General features: G+C 64.9%; 7 protein-coding genes and 1 pseudogene. 5 read left to right on the forward strand and 3 right to left on the reverse strand.

From position 1 onward, the window contains the following. Window positions 1–119 precede the first annotated feature (119 nt). The 3 genes from O7A05_RS05345 to O7A05_RS05355 form a co-directional block, all read right to left on the reverse strand. Window positions 120–1778 carry an ABC transporter substrate-binding protein gene (locus O7A05_RS05345; RefSeq protein WP_337091923.1) on the reverse strand — a complete coding sequence of 553 codons (1659 nt, stop codon included), beginning with the start codon at window positions 1776–1778 and terminating at the stop codon, window positions 120–122. A gap of 276 nt (window positions 1779–2054) precedes the next feature. Next, window positions 2055–9971: a translocation/assembly module TamB domain-containing protein gene (locus O7A05_RS05350; RefSeq protein ID WP_337091924.1), complete on the reverse strand. Its 7917-nt coding sequence runs from the start codon at window positions 9969–9971 to the stop codon at window positions 2055–2057. 2 nt (window positions 9972–9973) lie between these two features. Further along, a complete protein-coding gene (locus O7A05_RS05355; RefSeq protein WP_337091925.1) occupies window positions 9974–11902 on the reverse strand; it encodes an autotransporter assembly complex protein TamA in 1929 nt (642 codons plus the stop codon). Window positions 11903–12179: 277 nt separating this feature from the next. On the opposite strand from O7A05_RS05355, the gene O7A05_RS05360 reads away from it, so the two are divergent. From O7A05_RS05360 to O7A05_RS05380, 5 genes and pseudogenes are all read left to right on the forward strand, one after another. Then, a complete protein-coding gene (locus tag O7A05_RS05360) occupies window positions 12180–17660 on the forward strand; it encodes an alpha-2-macroglobulin family protein (RefSeq protein WP_337091926.1) in 5481 nt (1826 codons plus the stop codon). Window positions 17661–17720: 60 nt separating this feature from the next. Continuing rightward, entirely contained in the window at window positions 17721–19826 is a 2106-nt protein-coding gene (gene pbpC, locus O7A05_RS05365; protein ID WP_337091927.1) for a penicillin-binding protein 1C, read from the forward strand. Between the two features lie 187 nt (window positions 19827–20013). After that, the gene (locus O7A05_RS05370) at window positions 20014–20307 is read left to right on the forward strand and encodes a M15 family metallopeptidase domain-containing protein (RefSeq protein WP_337091928.1); all 294 of its coding nucleotides are present in this window, start codon (window positions 20014–20016) and stop codon (window positions 20305–20307) included. A 21-nt stretch (window positions 20308–20328) separates the two neighbouring features. Beyond that, a pseudogene (locus O7A05_RS05375) lies at window positions 20329–20766 on the forward strand (M15 family metallopeptidase); the annotation flags it as partial. A gap of 201 nt (window positions 20767–20967) precedes the next feature. Continuing rightward, entirely contained in the window at window positions 20968–21996 is a 1029-nt protein-coding gene (locus O7A05_RS05380) for a sulfate ABC transporter substrate-binding protein (RefSeq protein ID WP_337091929.1), read from the forward strand. Window positions 21997–22081: the final 85 nt, after the last annotated feature.

A 22081-nucleotide genomic window follows, 5' to 3' on the forward strand; every position in this document is an offset into this window, starting at 1 on the left:
GATACGTTCAACCCTGTTTCGAAAAGCGGATGACGCCCCGCCACCGCTGCAGGATATGCAACGGCAACGGAGCTGCAAATACGAGGGGCTGCCGCCCCTCGTATTCATCGCGCCATGGATCATGCCTGCTCGAGCCAGACCTTGCCGAAGTCGTGCTCGTAAGTGGGATGCATCGAGTGGTTCTTCACCTCGGGCTTGATATTGATGTATAGCTTGCGCCAGTAAGGCTGGATGATGATGCCGGAATCCTGCAGGGTCTGCTCGATATCCTTCATCACAACCTTGCGCTTCTCCGCATCGGCGATGCCGAGCGCCTCGTTCACCTTCTTGTCGAAGTCCGGATTGGCGTAGGCCGTCTCGTTCCACGCTTCACCGCTGCGGTAAGCGATGGCGATCACCTGGATGCCCAGCGGGCGCATGTTCCAGTTGGTTTCCGAGAAGGGATACTTCGTCCAGTCGTTCCAGAAGGTCGAGCTCGGCAGCACGGTGCGCTTCACCTTGATGCCGGCTTCGCGCAGCTGGGCCGCGATCGCGTCCGTGGTGTTCTTGTGGTAGTCCTCGTCGTTGCTGATCAGCTCGTGCTCGAAATCGATCGCGCCGGCTTCCGTCAGCATCTGCTTGGCCTTGGCGATATCGCGCTTGATCTCCGGCAGCTTGACATATTCCGGATGGATCGGCGCGACATGGTGGTTTTCGGCCGGCGTGCCGGCATTGCCGTAGCCGAGCTGCAGCACGGTGGCGTTGTCGACGGCAAGCAACATTGCCTGACGAACCTTCTGGTTGTCATAGGGCTTGTGCGTGATGTTGAACCGCGACACCACGGTGGCCGCCGTCACGACTTCGGAAACCGGAGCGCCGACGTCCGCGATGATCTTGATGTAGTCGGCGGTCGTTTCGTGGTTGGTGTGGACTTCGCCCGACTCGAAGGCCGAGACGGTCGCGGCCGGATCGGTGCCGTAATCGATGAACTCCACGCCGTCGAGGAAGGCCTCACCCTGCCACCACTTGCCGGTCGTGCGGCGCTTGTAGACCACCTTTTGGCCGACGTCGTAGGAGACGAGCTCGAACGGACCGGTGCCGATCGGGCAGTTCTTGAAGTTCGCGCCCTTCTCGTCGAAGGTCTTGTGCACGACCAGCGCCGGATAGTCGCAAAGGTTCGGGATGATGGCGATGTCGGGCTTCGACAGCTTCAGCTTGACGGTCATGTCGTCGACCTTGACGACGGAGCCTTCGCGCAGCTTTTTGGTCTTTTCGTCGACGAGGCTGCCGAGACGGCCAGGCATCGAGTTGCCTTCCGCGCCCTTGTCCGCCCAGCGGGTGAAATTGTAGATCACGTCGTCGGCGGTGAACTTGTCGCCGTTGTTCCATTCGACGCCCGGCCGCACATGCAGCGTGTATTCGGTGGCGTCGTCATTGATGTCCCAACTCGCCAGGAGATACGGCGCGAAGGTATATTCCTTCGTGTATTTCACCAACGGCTCGAGCGCCTGGCGCTCGGCATTTGAGATTTCGGACCAGTCGGCGGTGCGCGGATCCTTCGGATCCTTGATCGACATCGCGACCTTGAGCACGCCGCCCTTCTTGCCCTGCACGTCCTCGGCCCGGGCCGGGGTCGGCGCGGCGAGGCCGAGCATGCCATAGGCCATTGCCGTCGATGCGCCGAAGACGCTGGCCAAAGCCAGAAATTCGCGGCGGTCCACGCCGCCCGATTTGGCTTCTTCGGCCATTTTCAGAATGTGATCGGGAACGCGATCACCATTGCTCTTATAGATTGCCATGACTTACTCCCATTGTTGGCTTTCCGCCTTTTAACATTCCGCATCCAGACCGCGTTGTCAAAAGACGGTGTGGAGCAGGAACATGCGAGGGAATGTGCATCTTTGGCTGCAACCCGGTTCGCGCGATAGCGACAGTCATGACGCAAATTTGTTATCGCGAGGCGGATTTCCCAAAAAATCGTCGCGGGCGATTAATATCAGTACATTTTAACGGATAGCGGCCCCGCCCCCGCGGCGGTCAGTCCGCTGGGCAGGCAGAGAAGCACCGGCGCGGCCTCAATATTCGCGTTCGTAAAAGACGCCGCCCTTGGCTTCGCCGGCATCGTTGGCCTCGCCGCGCAGCTTCACGCCGCGACCGACATTGAGGTCGATCGTGGCCTTGCCGGAGCCCGGCTTGTCGCCCTTCTGTATGGTCACATAGGTGCGGTCGTTGAGGTATTTGCCGGCCGAAACCGCGGTGCCGCCCTTCTCGTCCGTCGTCACGTCGAGATCGTCGATGCCGATCGCGTTGCGCAGGTTGTCGAGCAGCGAGGTCGAGCCGCCGGCGCCTGCCAATTGCGCGGCAGCGTCGGCGAGCTGGGCGATCTGCAGCGGCGAAAGATTCGACATCGAACGGCCGAAGATCAGCTGTGCCAGCACCTCATCCTCCGGCAGCGCCGGAACAGAGGAGAAGTTGAATTTCGGATTGGTCGCCTCGCCGGAAACCACGATTGTCACGGTGGCGCTGCTTGTCGTCGTGGTCGCGGTGAGATTGAGGTAAGGCACCAGCGATCCCTGGAACCCGACCGTACCCTCCGTGAATGTCAGCCGTTTGGCGAGGATCGTTAGCCGCCCGCGCTGCAAGGTGAAGGTGCCGACGGCCTGCGGTGACGATGCCGGGCCCGTTAGTTTGAGCGATCCGCCCAGTTCGGCGTCGACGCCCCTGCCCTGGATGAAAATCTGGTTGGGCGCGTTCACCGTCAGATCGAGGGTGAGCCCGCTGCCGCTATTGCTGCCGCTGGATGTGGCCGGGCGCAACGCCTTGTCCTGTGCCCGCACCGCGCGAGGCGCATTCTTATGCTTGACGTTGAGTTCCGAGAGTGACCCGGGCAGTTTGTCCGGAACGGTGATGACCGTCCTCCCCAGGTTGACGGTGCCGGCGATCACCGGTGCCGAGACGAGCGGCCCCCTGATGGTCAGGTCGCCGCCGAGATTGGCGGTCACCACCCGACCGTCGGTGTAGCGGCCATCGGTGAGCTTGATGGACAGGTCGGCCGGAAAGCCCTGCGCCGGCGTGATGCCTATCGTGCCGCTCGCCGACAGGCTACCACGCGTCGACAGCGTTCCGGTCAGGCGGTTGATCCTGGCGACGCCGCCGCCGATCGAAACGTCGGCGGCGATGTCGTTGACCGCCAGGCCGGAACGCGCATCGATAAGGCGCGCGCCCGATGTTGTCACCTTGCCGCTGATCACTGGCGCGGATGCAGGACCGCGCACCTGCACATCGACATTGGCGGTGCCGTTGAGCGCCAGGCCTTGCGCGGCAAGCTTGGCGGCAAGGAAGGAAAACGGCACCTTGCCCTTGAAGTCGAGCGCCAAGGTGGGCGTGCCTGCCGTCGTCACCGTGCCGCCACCCTTGAGGCCGAGGCCGGCGCCATCGCTGATGTCGGCATCGAAAGCGAGCTTGTTGCCGGCAAAGGTTCCCGACGACGACACATTCATGCCGCCGAGGCCGGCGCCGCGCGTCTGCGAGGTCTGCACGCCGGACGCATCGATGTTGAAGGCTGCCGAGGGGGCCGCTGGCGCGCCGGTGACCTTGACCGTGCCCGAGACCGAGCCGGCCGCGTCGAGACCCGGCGAGAAACTGTTGGCGAGCGAGATCGGCACCCTCGCCAGGTTGGCGTTGATGTCGAGCGCCTGCGCGACCTTACCCGTCACCGTCGCCGTGCCGCCGCCGAGGTTGAGCACCAGCCGGTCGAGCGTCGTCACACCGTTGGCAACGGTGATCGTCGAGGCCTGCGCGATCGCGGCCTTGATGCCCTGCACCGTCGCCTGGCCCGACGCGAGCTCGACCGTCGTCGTGCCGTTGGCGACCTTCACCCGGCCGGCGGCTTTGGCCGGAATATTCTTGACGGTGGCGCCCCCTGAAAAGCCGGTCCAGTCGCCGTCGCGCTTGAGGTCGACATTGATTCCGGTGATGGCGGTTCCGCCGGAAGTCACGCTCTCGGCGCGCACCGTACCGGCGATGACCGGTGCTGCTAGGTAGTTCGCGATCTGCGCGTCGATGGCGACATTCCTGGCGGAAAGATCGCCGCGCTTGATCTCCGAGGTGTTCGCCTTGACGGCAACATTGGGTCCGTTGGCTGCTTTGGTAAAAGCGATCGTGCCACGCACATTGCCCTCGGCCTTTTCCAAGGCCAGCGCGGCCAGCGGCCCGATATCGGGCAGGTCGAGCGAAACGGTGCCGACCGGCACGAAGGCGTCGTCGAGCGCGAGATCGCCGGAAATCTTGTTCGGACCGAGCGACAGCAAAAGCCCGTTGATCGCGCGGCTGCCATTGGTCGTGGCGAGCACCGCACTGCCTTGCAGATTCTGCCCGGCAACATTGCCGGTGAGCTCAACATTGGCCGCCGGATTGGCGGCATCGGCCTTGCCGCTGGCCGTGAGCTTCAGCCCAGTGATCTCGCGCGCCGCCACCGAAAGCCGGTCGCTGCTCACCGTCATCGACAGGTCCGGCGCGGTGACCGGGCCTTGCGCGTTCAAGGCAAAGGCGATGGCGCCCTTGGCGTCTTTCGACAGCCCCGAAACATCACTCAGCGCACCTCTGATCCCGGCGGCCAGCTTGCCGTCGGCAAGGCTCGCCTGCCCATCGGCGCTGAGCGCGCCCGAATTCAGCTTCAGCCCGTCGACATTCACATTGCCATTGGCATCGCGCTTCAGCACGGCGCTCAACTCAGCCCTCTCGCCAAGCACGCCGCGCGCAGCGGGCGGCAAAGCGGAAGAAGCGACATCGGCCGTCATATTGAGGTCGACCGCGCCGTCACCCAGCGATATCCGGCCGGCGACCTGGCTGTTGAGCGCATCGCTCGTCAAGGAGCCACTGTTGACGGCGACGGCATCGGTCGTCAGGCGGCCATTGACCTTGGCCGTGACCTTGCCAGCGATCAGCGGAGCGATCACCGGATTGTCGAGGCCGATCCTGTCCACCGACACCGTGCCGGAAACCGGACCTGCCCGCCCCTTCAGGTCGAAGGCATCCGAATGCAGCACCAGGGTGAGGCCGTCCACCGTCGCCTGGCTGGCGGCAATGGAAGGCAGGATTGCCGATACATCGAGCCGCGCTTGCGTGCTTTCGCCCGCTATCTTTGCCGACAAGGACCGGACCGCGATCTTGACCGGGCTCTCGGCGCTGCCGACCGTCAACGGCAGGCTGGCTCCGGACGAGGTAAGATCGAGGGAGAAATCGCTGGCGCCGTTCGGGTTTAGGGTGCCGGCGGCCTTGCCCGAAATCCCTTCGCCCGAAAGCGTAGCGTGGTCCAAGGCGACGCCGCCTGCCAGCGTGTAGGTGCCGGCGGCGTCCAGATCCAGCGGCCCGAGCCCCGCCTGCCGGGTCTGGTTGGTCTCGGCGCCCGCCACCTTCGCATTGAACTGAATGTCGGGGTTGGACGATGGACCGGTGACGTGTGCCGTGCCCTCCAGCGTTCCGGCCCCGTCAAGTCCGGGCACGAAGTCATTGGCGAGCGCCAACGGCAGGTCGGCGAGGTTTGCCGTCAGGTCCAGGACCTGACCGGCGCTGCCGGAAACGGTTGCCGAGCCGCCGCCGAGATTGAGCGCGAGCTTCTCGATGGAGGTCACGCCGTTGGCGATGGAGAGGCTGGAAGGCTCGGCGATGGCCGCCTTGATGCCGCGCACCGTCGCCTCGCCGGAAGCGATTTCCACGCTTATCGTGCCGTTGGCGATCTTCACGCGGCCGGTGGCGGTGGCCGGAATGCCGGACGCCGTGGCACCGCCGGTAAAGTTCGTCCAATCGCCGTCGCGCTTCAAATCGATGCCGATGCCGCTGATGACCGTGCTGCCGGAGGTCACGTTGTCGGCCTTGATCGTGCCTGAGATCGCCGGCCCTTTGAGGTAGTTGGCGATCAGCGCGTTGACGCTGATGGCTTTCGCCGCCAGATCGCCGCGCGCGATCGACGTGCTGGCCGCATTGATGGTGACGGTCGGCGCCTCGCCGTTCTTGGCAAAGGCGATCGTGCCGTTGATGTCGCCGGTGGCGGTCTGATCCGCGAGCGCCGCAAGCGGTCCGATGTCGGGCACGGCAAGCGTCAGCGTGCCGAGCGGCAGGAACTTGTCGTCGAGCGTGAGATCGCCCGACACCTTGTTGTCGCCGAGCGCCAAGCTGAGGCCCCTGATCGAGCGCTTGCCGTCGGCCGTCACCAGCGAGGCTGCGATGTCTAGCGCCTGCCCCTCGGCGCTGCCGGTCAGTGAGATTTCTGCCGTGGGATTGGCGGCATCGGCCTTGCCGCTGGCCATGAGCTTCAGCCCGGTGATCTCGCGCGCCGCCACCGAAAGCCGGTCGCTGCTCACCGTCATCGACAGGTCCGGCGCGGTGACCGGGCCTTGCCCGTTCAAGGCAAAGGCGATGGCGCCCTTGGCGTCTTTCGACAGCCCCGAAACGTCGCTCAACGCGCCTCTGATCCCGGCGGCCAGCTTGCCGTCGGCAAGGCTCGCCTGCCCATCGGCGCTGAGCGCGCCCGATTTCAGCTTCAGCCCGTCGACATTCACATTGCCATTGGCATCGCGCTTCAGCACGGCGCTCAACTGCGCCCTCTCGCCAAGCACACCGCGTGCAGCGGGCGGCAAAGCGGAAGAAGCGACATCGGCCGTCATATTGAGGTCGACCGCACCGTCACCCAGCGATATCCGGCCGGCGACCTGGCTGTTGAGCGCATCGCTCGTCAAGGAGCCACTGTTGACGGCGACGGCATCGGTCGTCAGGCGGCCATTGACCTTGGCCGTGACCTTGCCGGCGATCAGCGGCGCGATCACGGGATTGTCGAGGCCGATCCTGTCCACCGACACCGTGCCGGAAACCTGACCTGCCCGCCCCTTGAGGTCGAAGGCATCCGAATGCAGCACCAGGGTGAGGCCGTCCACCGTCGCCTGGCTGGCGGCAATGGAAGGCAGGATTGCCGATACATCGAGCCGCGCTTGCGTGCTTTCGCCCGCTATCTTTGCCGACAAGGACCGGACCGCGATCTTGACCGGGCTCTCGGCGCTGCCGACCGTCAACGGCAGGCTGGCTCCGGACGAGGTAAGATCGAGGGAGAAATCGCTGGCGCCGTTCGGGTTTAGGGTGCCGGCGGCCTTGCCCGAAATCCCTTCGCCCGAAAGCGTAGCGTGGTCCAAGGCGACGCCGCCTGCCAGCGTGTAGGTGCCGGCGGCGTCCAGATCCAGCGGCCCGAGCCCCGCCTGCCGGGTCTGGTTGGTCTCGGCGCCCGCCACCTTCGCATTGAACTGAATGTCGGGGTTGGACGATGGACCGGTGACGTGTGCCGTGCCCTCCAGCGTTCCGGCCCCGTCAAGTCCGGGCACGAAGTCATTGGCGAGCGCCAACGGCAGGTCGGCGAGGTTTGCCGTCAGGTCCAGGACCTGACCGGCGCTGCCGGAAACGGTTGCCGAGCCGCCGCCGAGATTGAGCGCGAGCTTCTCGATGGAGGTCACGCCGTTGGCGATGGAGAGGCTGGAAGGCTCGGCGATGGCCGCCTTGATGCCGCGCACCGTCGCCTCGCCGGAAGCGATTTCCACGCTTATCGTGCCGTTGGCGATCTTCACGCGGCCGGTGGCGGTGGCCGGAATGCCGGACGCCGTGGCACCGCCGGTAAAGTTCGTCCAATCGCCGTCGCGCTTCAAATCGATGCCGATGCCGCTGATGACCGTGCTGCCGGAGGTCACGTTGTCGGCCTTGATCGTGCCTGAGATCGCCGGCCCTTTGAGGTAGTTGGCGATCAGCGCGTTGACGCTGATGGCTTTCGCCGCCAGATCGCCGCGCGCGATCGACGTGCTGGCCGCATTGATGGTGACGGTCGGCGCCTCGCCGTTCTTGGCAAAGGCGATCGTGCCGTTGATGTCGCCGGTGGCGGTCTGATCCGCGAGCGCCGCAAGCGGTCCAATGTCGGGCACGGCAAGTGTCAGCGTGCCGAGCGGCAGGAACTTGTCGTCGAGCGCGAGATCGCCCGATACCTTGTTGTCGCCGAGCGCCAGGCTGAGACCCCTGATCGAGCGCTTGCCGTCGGCCGTCACCAGCGAGGCTGCGATGTCTAGCGCCTGCCCCTCGGCGCTGCCGGTCAGCGAGATTTCGGCCGTGGGATTGGCGATGTCGGCCTTGCCCTTGGCGGAGAGCTTGATGTCCTTCACCGTGCGGCCGGCCGCAGTCAGGCTGGCGCTGTCGGCCGAAACGGAGAAATCCGGCGCCCAGCGCGGACCGGTAGCCGTCAGCGCGAAATTGACCCCACCCGCGAGCGGCGTGCCGGCGAGCGACGACAGCGGCGAGACGTCGCCCAACGTGCCTTTGACGCTGGCCTGGATATCCGATCCTCGCATGCTGCCGGTGCCGCTGGCGCTGAGCGAGCCGGAGCTGATCTCCAGCGAGTTGGCGGCGAACGCGCCCTGCGGATCGCGCGTGGCGGTGGCCGAGAATTTCACCCGCTCGCCAAGCAGCGAGCTGATCTGCGGCGGCAATGCCTTCGAGACGGCGTCGGCATTCATCTTCAGCGTCATCGAAAGGTCGGCCAGCGCCACATTTGCCGTCAGCCCGGCATTGAGCGCATCGCTGCGCAAAGTGCCTTTGTCGATGGTCACGGTCTCGCGGCTGACCGTGCCGGAAAGGTCCGCGGCAAGCAAGCCGGTCACCAGCGGCGCCAGTGTCGCCACATCGGTCTTCAGGCCGGCGGCCGCGAGCTTGATGGCGACCGGGCCGCTAAGGGTCTCGATGTCGAAGCCGTCGGAATGGATCTCGCCCGTAATATTGTTAAGCTGGGTGCCACCGACGGCGACCGAAGTAAGGGACGTGCCGATATCGACCATCGGCGCCTTGCCGCCGCCGAAGGCGCGCACCGTGGCCTTTTCGACCGCGACCAGGATCGGAACCGCGCTGTTGCCGACATCGACGGTGACCGGCTTGTCCTTTGCCGAGAGCTCGACCGACAGGTCGCTGGCGCCCTTCGGATCGACATTGCCGGTCGCCGCGCCGTGCACGGACGCGCTCTCTATGACGGCTTGCTCGATATCGATCCCACCCGACGCGGTGGCCGTTCCGGCGAGGTCGAAGCTCGTCTTGCCGGCAAACAGCGCCTTTATCTTCTCCGGCAGGAACCCTTCGAACTGGCCGTCGCCCTTGGCCTCGAAGCGGTGGCCCTTGTCGGTGAGCTGGTGCCGGCCGGTCAACTGGCTGACGATCCGGCCGTCGACCATGAAGGTGCCGACGCCGCTCCAGTTGGCCAAAGGCCCACTGCCGGAAACGACGATGTTGACGGGCGGCGCATCCGGCAGCTTGAGCAAATTGGCGATGATGCCGCCGGCCGGCTCCGACGCCTTGAGGTCGAGGTCGAGCTTGTTGTCGGCCGGCGCAAAGTGAATCTTGGCGTCGACATTGCCTTGCTTGCCGTCATGGCGGCTGACGTTGAGCACGCTTTCGATCGCCAGCGGCGACGGATCGGCCCTGATCGACCCCTTGGCGGCCAGTTCGGCGATGCCGCTGCCGGCAAGCTCCTGTCCCAGCGCGATCTCCGGCAGATCGATCTGCTTCACGTCGATCGACACCGGCAGACTCGTCGAGCCACCTTGCGATGGCTGCCGGCTCGGCTGCGGCAGCCGCGCCAGCTCTATGCGATCGGCGGCGAAGCGGTCGGCATTGAAATTCCGGGAAAGCAGCGCCGCCGGCGACCAGTCGAGCGCTACCTTGCGCGCCACCATCCAGGGGCCGGCACGGTCTTCCAGCACGACGTGGTCGACCCTGAGCGCGCCCGACCAGATGCCTTCGATGCCGGCGATCGTGACCTTGCGGTCTTCGTTGGAAGCCATCTTCGAAATGAGGCCGGCAAGATTCTGGCGGCCGCCTTCGGTGCCGGTCAAAACGACTAGCGCCCCGATCGCCACCACCAGCAGGATGAGCAGCGTGTAGATTAAGATGCGGAGGATGCGCCAGAAGATCTTCATCGTCAAAACGCCTGGCCGATGCCGGCATAGATGCCGAAATGCGGATCGCCCGGATCGCGGTTAAGCGGCACGGCAGCGTCGATGCGCAACGGCCCGAAGGGAGTAATATAGCGCAGGCCGACGCCGGCGCCGACCTTCACATTTGAGAAATCGGGGAAAGATTTGGTCGAGACCGTGCCGGCATCGACAAAGGGCACGATGCCAATCGTATCGGTGACGCCGATGCGCATCTCGACCGAGGTTTCGAAGTAGGAGAGGCCGCCGATCGGCTGGCCGTTGATGTCTTTCGGGCCGATGCCCTGATAGGCATAGCCGCGCACCGAGCCGCCGCCGCCTGAATAGAAGCGCCGGTCGGCCGGTACGTTCTGCAGCCCGGTGCCGACGATCGAGCCCAGCGTCGCGCGTTCGGCAAGCACGAACCGGCTTGCCGTGTCGATCGACTGATAGGCATAGCCTTCGCCCTTCAGCTTCAGGAAGGCTGCGCCGTTCATTATGTCGTAGCTCGGCTCGGCATAAGCAAGGAAGCGGAACCCCCTGGTCGGGTTCAGCTTGTTGTCGCGGCTGTCATAGACATATTGCAGCGGCACGCTGGCGATCAGATAGGTATGCTTGCCGAAGGCGTCGGTGATCTTCGAATAATCGAGGTCGAATTCGGCCGAGACCCGCTGTTTTTTGTCGAGGTCGTAGGAAACGCCCACATCGCCCTTGACCGAGAAATGGTCGTAGGCATCGGGGTGTTCGAGCACTGTCTTGACGCCGGTGAAGAACTTTGAGGTCGGCCCGAGCACGCCCGGCTTCTCGAACATCACGCCGGCATTGTAGTTGAGCGCGGAAAGGCTATTGCTGCCGATGCCGCTGATCGAGCCGTCGATGCGCAGCTTCTCGGCCTGGCCGAACAGGTTGCGGTGGCCCCAATAGCCTTCGAGCCCCAGACCTTCCGTGTTCGAGAACGTGCCGCCGACGCCGAAATAGCGCGGCTTCCGCTCGCTGACCTGGACACCGATCGGGATGTTGCCGTTGGCGTCGAGGCGGTCGCCTTCCTTGATGGTCACGCTGTTGAAGACCTCGAGGCCAAGCAGCCGGTCGCGCGCATCGTCGATCTCCTGCGGCGAATATTGCCGGCCCCGTTTCAGCCCGGTCATATATTCGGTGAAGTCGCGATCGACCTTCTCCGTGCCCTCGACCGTCGTGTCGCCATAGCCTGCGACCGGGCCGGCGGCCACCGTCAGCGTCACGTCCAGCGTCGAGCTGGCATGCTCGGCGACGATCTCGCGGTCCGTGACCTTGGCAAGCGGCCTGCCCTCTTCCTTCAGGGCCCGCACGATCAGGGCTTCGGCCTTCAGCACCGCGCCGGAGCCGGCATCGCCGCCGGCGATCAGGCCGAAATCGGCTGCCGCCAACCCCGCCGCATCGCCCTTCAGCCGGATGTTGCCAAGCGTGAATTTCGCCCCAGGGGAAACCGTAATGACCACCGGAATGGGCTGTGGCCCCTTGAATTCGGCATCCGGCGGCAATTCGTCGATCGATTTGCCCTCGATGGTGATGGTGACCACGCCCTCGTAGCGGGCATCGGCATAGAGGGCGGCGACGAGCTGTTCGCGGTCGCCGCGCGCCTTGGCCATCAGGCCGAGCGATCCCGATACCGGATGATCTTCGTCATTTTTCAGCGCCGAGGCATTTTCGAGCCTCTTGACCAAATCCTTGTCGGCGTCAGGCGCATTGATCGTCACCGAGTAGCGCAGCGGATCGACGATGTCGGCATCCTCGTCCTTGGACGAGCCCCAAAGCTTGATGCCGAAAATCTCGAAAGCCGCCGCCTGCCGCACCTCTGTGGCCAGCACAGTCGAGCAGATGAGCGCGAAAAGCAGGGCGCGCGGAAGTCCGCGCCCTGGCGCGATCCCCTTTGACATCTGCGTTTCATGCGCCGGCATTAAGACAACCTAGTCGACAAAACTAAAATTGGAATGAAGTTCCGCAACGTTCGTAAAGGGGCCACAATCCAATTGTCTGAAATAGACCGGGCTTGGAATTCACACCTTTTGCGATTTCGCAAGAAAGTGTGATCCGTCTCACAGAGGTTCTGTCGAAATACCGGCCTTTGGCCGGCATGGAAACCGTTCGCGGGTGATAAACCTGCGGCGCTCCGGCGTTGACAAGCCTGCACGAAGCTTGATCATGCCCGGACGCTGGCGATGTCTGGAGGGTGGTATGGCAATGCGCGCGGCTCGTGGTCTCTCTTTCCTTCTTCTCATCTTTTTCGCCCTGGGCGGGGCGGCCTTTGCCGCCGAAGCCCGGCGAATCGTAACGACCGACAATTCCGACTATTTCGGTTTCGACCTGAGGTCGGAGCAGAATGTCAGCCTCGACCAGTGCAAGACAACATGCCTCGGCGACCCGGCCTGCCGGGCCTTCACATACAACACCAAAGCCAAATGGTGTTTTCTCAAATCCGACTATAACCAGTTGAAATCCTTCACCGGCGCCGTCGCCGGCAAGGTTGCGAATGTCGATGGCGACCCGGATATCGGCGCCCCGCCGGCACTGGCCTTTTTCCCCAACTGGATGGCCGACCAAGCTCAGCAGTTCCGCAACAAGCTGACCGATCCGGCATACGACAAGCCGACCGAAGGCCTTGCCGCCCTGCAGGCCGCCGCCGAGCAGGCATCGCTTACCGGCGACCATCGCCTTGCCATGCAGAAATACCAGGCCGCGGTCTCTGTCCTGCCCGATGACGGCGCGCTGTGGCTGGCGCTGGCGCGCGAGACGCTTGCTGTGCAGCCGGCGTCGAACACCACCGAACCCTCGACTTTCCCGATGAACGCCACCTCGGCGGCCTTCAACGCCTACAAGCTGGTGCGCACGGCGAAGACCCGGGCCGAGGCGCTGGCGCTGCTTGGCGCGGGCCTCGACAAGCGCGATCTCTACCGGCCCTCGCTGCAGGCCTATGAGGCGAGCCTTGCGCTGGTGAGCTCGCCGGCCGTCCAGGCCGACTATGCCGACCTCAAGGCGCGCAAGGGCTTTCGCGTCGTGGAGCACACCGTCGACGCCGATTCCTCCTCGCCGCGCATCTGCGCCCAGTTTTCCGAGGAACTGGTCAAGACAGGCGTCGACTATTCGCAGTTCGTGACCGTCGACAATGCCGCGCCGAAAGCCGTCGAGGCCAAGGACAAGCAGATCTGCGTCGAGGGCCTGGAACACGGCCAGCATTATGACGTGACCTTCCGCGCCGGCCTGCCGGCGGCGATCGGCGAAACGATCGCCGCGCCCGTCGTGCTGTCGATCTACATCCAGGACCGTGCCCCGTCCGCCCGCTTCACCGGCGACAGCTTCGTGCTGCCGGCCGGCGCGCGCCGCGGCATTCCGGTCGTCACCGTCAACATGAACGCCGCCAAGATAACCCTCTACCGCATCGGCGATCGTTCGCTGGCACAGCTTCTGTCCGGCTATCAGTTCCTGCATCAGCTCGATGGCTATGACATCTCCACCATTTCCGACCAGATGGGCGCCCCCGTCTGGTCGGGCACGCTCGAAATAGCCAATGATCTCAATAAGGAGGTTACCACTTCGTTCCCGGTGGACGAGGCGATCCCGCAGCGCAAGCCCGGCGTCTATGTGCTGACCGCGCAGCCCGTCGACGATAAGAGCGACGACTATGGTTCACGCGCGACGCAGTGGTTCGTCGTCTCCGACATCGGCCTTTCCACCTATACCGGCCAGGACGGCCTCAACGTCTTTGCCCGTTCGCTGGGCTCGGCCAAGCCGATTTCCGGCGCCGAACTGACGCTGCTTGCCAAGAACAACGAGATTCTCGGCACCGCGACCACCGACGCCGAGGGCCACGCCGTCTTCAATCCGGGCCTCACCCGCGGCGAAAACGGCATGGTGCCGGCCGTGCTGATGGCCAAGCAGGGCGATAACGATTTCGTCTTCCTCGACATGGGCAAGGCCGGCTTCGACCTGTCGGATCGCGGCGTCGAGGGGCGCGCCTCGCCGGGCGCGCTCGACGTCTATGCCTGGACGGAGCGCGGCATCTACCGCGCCGGCGAGGACGTTCATGTCGCGGCCCTAGCCCGCGACGGTGCCGCCACGGCGGTCGAGAACCTGCCGCTCACCTTCATCTTCACGCGTCCCGACGGCGTCGAGAACCGCCGCATAATCAGCAATGGCGAGTCCGCCGGCGGCCACGCCGTCGACCTGCCGCTCGAGGCCAACGCCATGCGCGGCACCTGGACGGTGTCGATCTACACCGATCCCAAGCAGTCACCGGTCGCCAGCCAGATGTTCCTGGTGGAAGACTTCGTGCCGGATCGCATCGAATTCGACCTGACCGCCGACAAGAACGAGATCGCCCAGGGCGAGACCGCCAACGCCACCGTCGACGGCCGCTTCCTCTATGGCGCGCCGGCCGCGGGCCTCGCGCTTGAAGGCGAGATGACGCTGTCGACCAGCAGTACCTGGGACAGCTTCAAGGATTTCAGCTTCGGTCTGGCCGACGAGCAATCGAGCGAGCCGACCGTGACGCCTCTCGCCAACCTTCCCGTGGTTGGCGATGACGGCAAGGCGACCTTCCCGGTGACCATCGCCCAGTTGCCGTCGACCACTAAGCTGGTCAACGCCAAGGTCACCGTGCGCATGCGCGAGGCCGGCGGCCGCGCCGTCGAGCGCTCGCTCGACATCGGCGTTCGCCCGCAGCGCGACGTCATCGGCATTCGCCCGGATTTCGAGGGCGATGAGGTGCCGCAAGGCGGAACCGCCAAGTTCAGCATCATCGCCGTCGACCCGAACGGCAAGCGCGAGGACCTGAAAGGCGCGCAGTGGTCGCTGGTCAAGGTCGAGCGGAACTATCAGTGGTACCGTTCCAACAATTCCTGGAACTACGAAGCGGTGAACCTCACCAAGGCCGTTGCCAATGGCGCGGTCGACCTGAAGGCCGATGGCGAGGCGACGGTGTCGCTGCCCGTCGACTGGGGCCGCTACCGGCTCGAGGTCGAGACCGCCGATCCGGATGGTCCGGCCACCAGCTATGAGTTCGATGCCGGCTGGTATGTCGCCTCCACCACCACCGAGACGCCCGACGGCCTGGAGATCGCGCTGGACAAGGACACCTACGCCGCCGGCGAAGTTGCCAAGCTGAAGGTCTCGCCGCATTTTGCCGGCGAGTTGCTGGTCACCATCGGCGCCGAGAAGCTGCTGAAGACCGTCACCGCTTCGGTGCCGGCCGGCGGCAGCACCGTCGACATCCCTGTCGGCGACGACTGGGGCGCCGGCGCCTATGTCACCGCGACCTTGTTCCGGCCCGGCGACGCGCAGGAATCACGCATGCCGGCCCGCGCCATCGGCATCCAGTGGCTGTCGGTCGATCCGGGCTCGAAGAAGCTCGCGGTCAGCTTGACGCCGCCGGAAAAAACCGTGCCGCGCCAGCAGCTGTCGATCCCGGTCGCCGTCAGCGGCGCCCAGGCCGGCAGCAATGCCTATGTGATGGTGGCTGCCGTCGACGTCGGCATCCTCAACCTCACCAACTACAAGGCGCCAGATCCCGAGGACTGGTTCTTCGGCCAGCGCATGCTGGGGCTGGAGATCCGCGACCTCTACGGACGCCTGATCGACGGCTCGCTCGGCACCATGGGCAAGATACGCACCGGCGGCGACGGGGCGAACATGCAAGCACAGGGCAGCCCGCCGACCGAGAAGCTGGTCGCCTTCTTCTCCGGCCCGGTCGAGCTCGATGCCAACGGCAAGGCGCGCGTCGATTTCGACATCCCGCAGTTCAACGGCACCGTGCGCGTCATGGCCGTCGCCTGGACCAAGGATGCGGTCGGCCATGCCCAGACCGACGTCATCGTGCGCGATCCGGTGGTGATCACCGCCGGCCTGCCGCGCTTCCTGGCGCCGGGCGATGCGGCGACCATGCGCCTCGACATCGCCGATACCGACGGCCCTGCCGGCGACTATGCGCTCTCGGTCACCACGACCGGCGACCTGTCGACCGGCGACAAGCCGCTGCCTGCGAAGCTGACGCTTGCCCAGGGCAAGCGCCAGTCGCTCACATTCCCGCTGGTCGCCAAGACCGCGGGCGACGCCTCCATTGCCGTCAAACTGGCCCATGCCGACGGCACCGAGGTCGAGCAGACGCTCTATCTGCCGGTGCGCCCGGCGCAGCTTCCGGTCACCAACCGCATGGTTGTCGACCTGAAGCCCCATGGCGGCTCGCTGCGCGTCGACAAGGAGCTGCTTGCCGCAAGCGTGCTCGACGGCGCTTCGGTCAGCGTCGGCGTTTCGCAGTCGTCCGCGCTCGACGTGCCATCGCTTCTGATGTCGCTCGACCACTACCCCTATGGCTGCGCCGAGCAGACCACCAGCCGCGCCATGCCACTGCTCTATGTCAACGACATGGCCAAGGGCATCGGCATGGAGACCGATCCGGACCTGCATGGCCGCATTCAGGACGCCATCTACAAGGTGCTGTCCTATCAGGCGGCAAGCGGCAGCTTCGGCCTTTGGGGGCCGGGCTCCGGCGATCTGTGGCTCGACGCCTATGTCACCGAGTTCCTGACCCGGGCGCGCGAGGAAAAGTACGATGTGCCGGCGCTGGCTATGAACCAGGCGCTGAACAACCTGCAGAACTCACTCGGCTACGACCAGGACGTCCAGGACAAGGGCAGCGAGATCGCCTATGCGCTCTACGTGCTCGCCCGCAATAAGAAGGCCTCGATCGGCGATCTGCGCTATTACGCCGACACGCAGCTCGAAGCCTTCTCCAGCCCGATGGCCGTCGCCCAGTTGGCGGCAAGCCTGGCGCTCTACGGTGACACGCAGCGTTCGGAATCCACCTTCCAGACGGCGCTCAGGCTGGCGCAGTCGGAAACCGACTACGACTACTACCGCTCGGACTATGGCTCGCGGTTGCGTGACGGCGCGGCGATGCTGGCGCTGGCGGCGGAATCGAAGCCGGTGCCGAGCATCATGCCGCAGCTCATCAAGCTGGTGGGAGTGGCACGCGCCGACGCCCGCTGGACGAGCACGCAGGACGAATCCTGGATGCTACTCGCCGCGCGGGCGCTGAAGGAAGGCAATGATTCCATCACGCTTTCCGTCAACGGTGCGCCGCACTCGGGCGGCTATTCCGACCAGGTCGCCGGCAGCAACCTTGTCGACAGCCCGCTCACCATCGCCAACACCGGCGCGACGCCGCTGCAGGCGGTGCTGACCGCGGTGGCCGCGCCGGTCGAGCCGCTGCCGGCCGGCGGCGACGGCTTCACCATCGCGCGCACCTACTACAAGCTCGACGGTACCGAGGCCAATGTCACCGAGGCCAAGCAGAACGAGCGCTACGTGGTCGTGCTCAAAATCTATGAGCAGAACAAATGGCCTTCGCGGCTCCTGATCACCGATCTGTTGCCGGCCGGCTTCGAAATCGACAATCCGGGCCTGGTTTCCAGCGCGCAGTTGTCGAACTTCTCCTGGCTGGCGCAGACCGACGCCGCGCATCTGGAGTTCCGCGACGACCGCTTCGTCGCTGCCTTCAACCCCAATGAAGGCGACCACGACCGCAACATCACGTTGGCCTATGTCGTTCGCGCCGTGACGCCGGGCACCTACGCCCATCCGGCGGCGACGGTGGAGGACATGTACCGGCCGCAATATTCGGCCCGCACCGCCACCGGCGTGATGGAGGTGAAGTCGGAATAGCAAGGTCGCCCGGATCCCCTTCTCCCCGTCTCTATACGGGGAGAAGGTGCCGGCAGGCGGATGAGGGGCAGCGCCGTGCTCTCCAGAAAATTCCTCAAACGAATCGCAATCGCCGGCCTTTGCCTCGCCGGCTCAGCAGCTCTTTCAGTCGCTGTCCTTTGGGAGCTCGACCGCGCCTTCCCGCCGCCGCTGCCGGCAAAGCTGACGGTGTCCACCGAGGTGCAGGACCGCGACGGACAGCTGCTGCGCGCCTTCGCGACGCCCGACGGCTACTGGCGGCTCGGGACCCACCTCGACCAGGTCGACAGGCAGTTCGTCGACATGCTGGTGGCCTATGAGGACAAGCGCTTCTGGGATCACCGCGGCGTCGACCTTCTGGCGCTTTGCCGAGCCGCCGGCCAGCTCGTCACCAGCGGCCATATCGTGTCCGGTGGCTCGACCTTGTCGATGCAGCTTGCCCGGCTGATCGAGCCGCGCGACAGCCGCAGCGTCGGCTCCAAGATCAAGCAGATGCTGCGCGCCATCCAGATCGAACGGCGGCTCACCAAGCAGGAAGTCCTCGAGCGCTATCTGACGCTGGCGCCCTATGGCGGCAATCTCGAAGGCGTGCGCGCCGCATCGCTCGCCTATTTCGGCAAGGAGCCGAAGCGGCTAACCGTGTCGGAAGCCGCTCTTCTCGTGGCGTTGCCGCAATTGCCGGAAAAGCGCCGGCCCGACCGCAATCTCGGTATCGCCCATGCGGCGCGCGACCGCGTGCTGACCCGCATGGTCTCGGCCGGCCTGCTCGGCGAACGCGAAGCCGCGCGCGCCGCGCTCGACGATGTTTCCGGCCTGCGCCGCAAGCTGCCGGCGCTGGCCGCGCATGCCTCCTATGCCATGCTGCCCAAGGCCGTGCCCGGCCAGCCACTGCAGCTAACCATCCGCAAGAGCGTGCAGCAGGGGCTGGAACAAGTGGCAAGGGATGCCGCCAGGAAGCTCGGCCCGAAACTTTCCGTCGCCATGGTGATGGCCGATGCGCGCACCGGCGACATCCTCGGCGAAGTCGGCTCCGCCGATTTCTTCGATGCCAGCCGCTCCGGCTGGATCGACATGACCAAGATGGTGCGCTCACCCGGCTCGACGCTCAAGCCCTTCATCTATGGGCTGGCCTTTGAGCAGGGGATGGTGGCGCAGGAAACGATCATCGAGGACAGCCCGGCCGATTTCGGCGGCTACCGTCCGAAGAATTTCGACACGGGCTACCAGGGCGATGTCTCGATCCGCCAGGCGCTGCAATTGTCTCTCAACGTGCCGGCGATCCGCGTGCTCGACGCCGTCGGTCCGGCGCGGCTGACGGCGCGCTTCCGCCAGGCAGGCGTCAACCCGGTCCTGCCGGTTAACGAGGCGCCCGGCCTGGCGATCGGGCTTGGCGGCGTCGGCGTGACCTTGCGCGATCTGGTGCAGCTCTATACGGGGCTCGCCAATGGCGGCAAGATGCATACGCTGCATGACGGCACCGAGCCGGCCGATGTCGAGCGCACCACCGCCACGATCCTCGACGATCAGGCGGCCTGGCAGATCAACGACATCCTGTCCGGCATGAAGCCGCCGGAAGGCGCCATGCAGCGCGGCATCGCCTACAAGACCGGCACCTCTTACGGTTATCGCGATGCCTGGTCCGTCGGCTTCGACGGCCGCTACGTGCTGGGTGTGTGGGTCGGCCGCGCCGATGCAAGCCCGATCCCCGGCCTGTCGGGCTATGTCTCGGCCGCTCCCATCCTGTTCGAAGGTTTCGTCCGTTCCGGCCTTGCCAGCGTGCCGCTGCCCGGCAGGCCGCCGGGCGTCTTCAACTCCAAACGCGATGAATTGCCGGTGACGCTCGCACGCTTCGGCGCCGGCGCCGACGGTCTGGTGCAGGCCACTGCCGCCGAGCCGGCGCCGACCATCATCTTCCCGCCCAATGGCGCGCGCGTCGATCTCGGCACCAATTCGGCCGAGGCGACGCCGCTGGTGTTGAAACTGCAAGGCGGCCGGGCGCCGTTCCGCTGGCTCGCCAACGGCAAGCCGCTCGCCGGCATCGACCGGCGCCGCACCGCGACCTGGCAACCCGACGGCACCGGCTATTCGACGCTGACGGTGATCGACGCGGCCGGACGCGCGGCGAGCGTGAAGGTTTTCGTTGAATAGGATGCGGCAAGCGATTCAGCGGATTGCGTTTCTCCGTCTTCTGTTGGGCGCGAGGCACCCCCCTCTGACCTGCCGGCCATCTCCCCCTCAAGGGGGGAGATTATCCGCTTCATTGCCTTCGCTAATCTTCAACGTTGGAAAGGCGGATCCAGCGCCGAAACTGCCAATCTCCCCCCTTGAGGGGGAGATGGCCGGCAGGGCAGAGAGGGGGGCCTCGCGCCGACCTTGGTTGGGAGCATTCTTCGCAGCGCTTGCGCTAGCAATCGCGAGCCCTCTCCCAGCTCGCGCCGATCCCCTGCCCGCCGACTTCGTAAGGCTCGCCGATGTCGACCCGACCATTCGCCAGGATATCCGGTACGCCGGCCTTGAAAACTTCCTGCACCGCAAGGTCGACGGCTATGAGGCGCCGGCCTGCATCCTGACCGCACAAGCCGCCAAGGCATTGTCGCTGTCCAGCAAGCAATCGCCGCCAGAGGCCTGACGCTGGTGGGTCTTCGACTGCTACCGGCCGGCGCGCGCGGTTGCCGATATGGGCAAATGGACGCGAGACGGCGGCCAGCCCGACCCGCAATGGTATCCGACCGTCGAACGTGGCCATCTCATCGCCAAAGGCTATATCGGCGAGTTCTCCAGCCATTCTCGAGGCTCGACGGTGGACCTTGCTATCGCCAAGGCCGGCAATAAAAGCGCAGTTCATCCGGCCTGCGGTGCGCCGAACGGCGGAACGCTCGATTTCGGCACCGGTTTCGACTGCTTTGATCCAAAGAGCGAAACCGCCAGCGCCTTGATCGGCGCCGAAGCCGCCGCAAACCGCAAAACGCTGCTCACTGCCATGCGTGCCGCCGGGTTTCGCAACTATGCGCGCGAATGGTGGCACTTCACGCTGGCCAAAGAGCCGTTCCCCAAACAACGTTTTGATTTTCCGGTGACCGCGAATTAGCGCCGGCCTTGCCCGGCAGCCGGCTCCGCCTAGTTAGCCCGGCTGGCAAGGAAATGGTCGCCGTCCGAAATTGAGGAAGATATTTCCTCGATTGGGAGAGGCTCGGCGAAAAATTGCTTCGAGGCGGCGAAAAAGGCAACATTCATTGCATCTAAATTCTATAAACTCGGTAGAGTTCGCAGCAGTTCAACGGAGGCCGGAATGACCAAACCTCATTTCAGGAAACTGCTCGGCGCGCTGGTCGCCACATCTGTCCAGTTCGGCACCCTCGGTTTCGCGTTTGCCGATACGACCATTCTGAATGTGTCCTATGACCCGACACGTGAACTCTACAAGGCCTATGACGAGGCCTTTGCCGCGCACTGGAAGGCTGAGACCGGCGAAACCGTGACCATCCAGCAGTCGCATGGCGGTTCCGGCGCGCAGGCCCGGGCGGTGATCGACGGTCTCGATGCCGACGTCGTCACGCTGGCGCTCGAAGGCGACATCAACGCCATCGTCTCGAAGACGAAGAAGATCAACCCGGACTGGCGCACGAAGTTCGAGAACAACTCGGCACCCTACACCTCGACCATCATCTTCCTGGTGCGCAAGGGCAATCCCAAGGGCATCCACGACTGGAGCGATCTGGTGAAGGACGGCGTCCAGGTGATCACGCCGAACCCGAAGACGTCCGGCGGCGCCCGCTGGAACTATCTTGCCGCCTGGGCCTATGCAAATGCCAATGACGGCAACGACGAAGCCAAGACCAAGGAGTTCGTCGGCAAGCTTTATGCGAACGTCCCGGTCCTCGATACCGGCGCGCGTGGCTCGACGGTGACCTTCGCGCAGAAGGGCCTGGGCGATGTGCTGATCGCGTGGGAGAATGAAGCCTATCTCGCACTCGACGAATTCGGCGCCGACAATTTCGACATCGTCTACCCGCCGACCTCGATCCTGGCCGAGCCACCGGTAGCCGTCGTCGACGCCAATGTCGATGCCAAAGGCTCGCGCAAGGTCGCGGAGGCCTATCTGAGCTGGCTCTATTCCAAGGAAGCGCAGACCATCATCGCCAAGAACCACTATCGCCCGGCCAAGCCCGACCTGGTGCCGGCCGAGGACCTTGCCAAGCTCCCGGCAATCAAGCTGGTCACCATCGACGACCCGCAATTCGGCGGCTGGAAGAAAGCGCAGCCTTACCATTTCGGCGACGGTGGTATATTCGACCAGATCTACAAGCCGGCGCAGTGAGGCCGGACGGCCGGTGAGCCTCGGGTATGCCGGCCGAATGCGACTGCGCAAAGCCATTCTGGTTTGAATAGAAGGGACGATCCAG

Origin of the sequence: Mesorhizobium argentiipisi (SeqCode) (assembly GCF_037179585.1) — a bacterium.
GTDB lineage: Bacteria > Pseudomonadota > Alphaproteobacteria > Rhizobiales > Rhizobiaceae > Mesorhizobium > Mesorhizobium argentiipisi.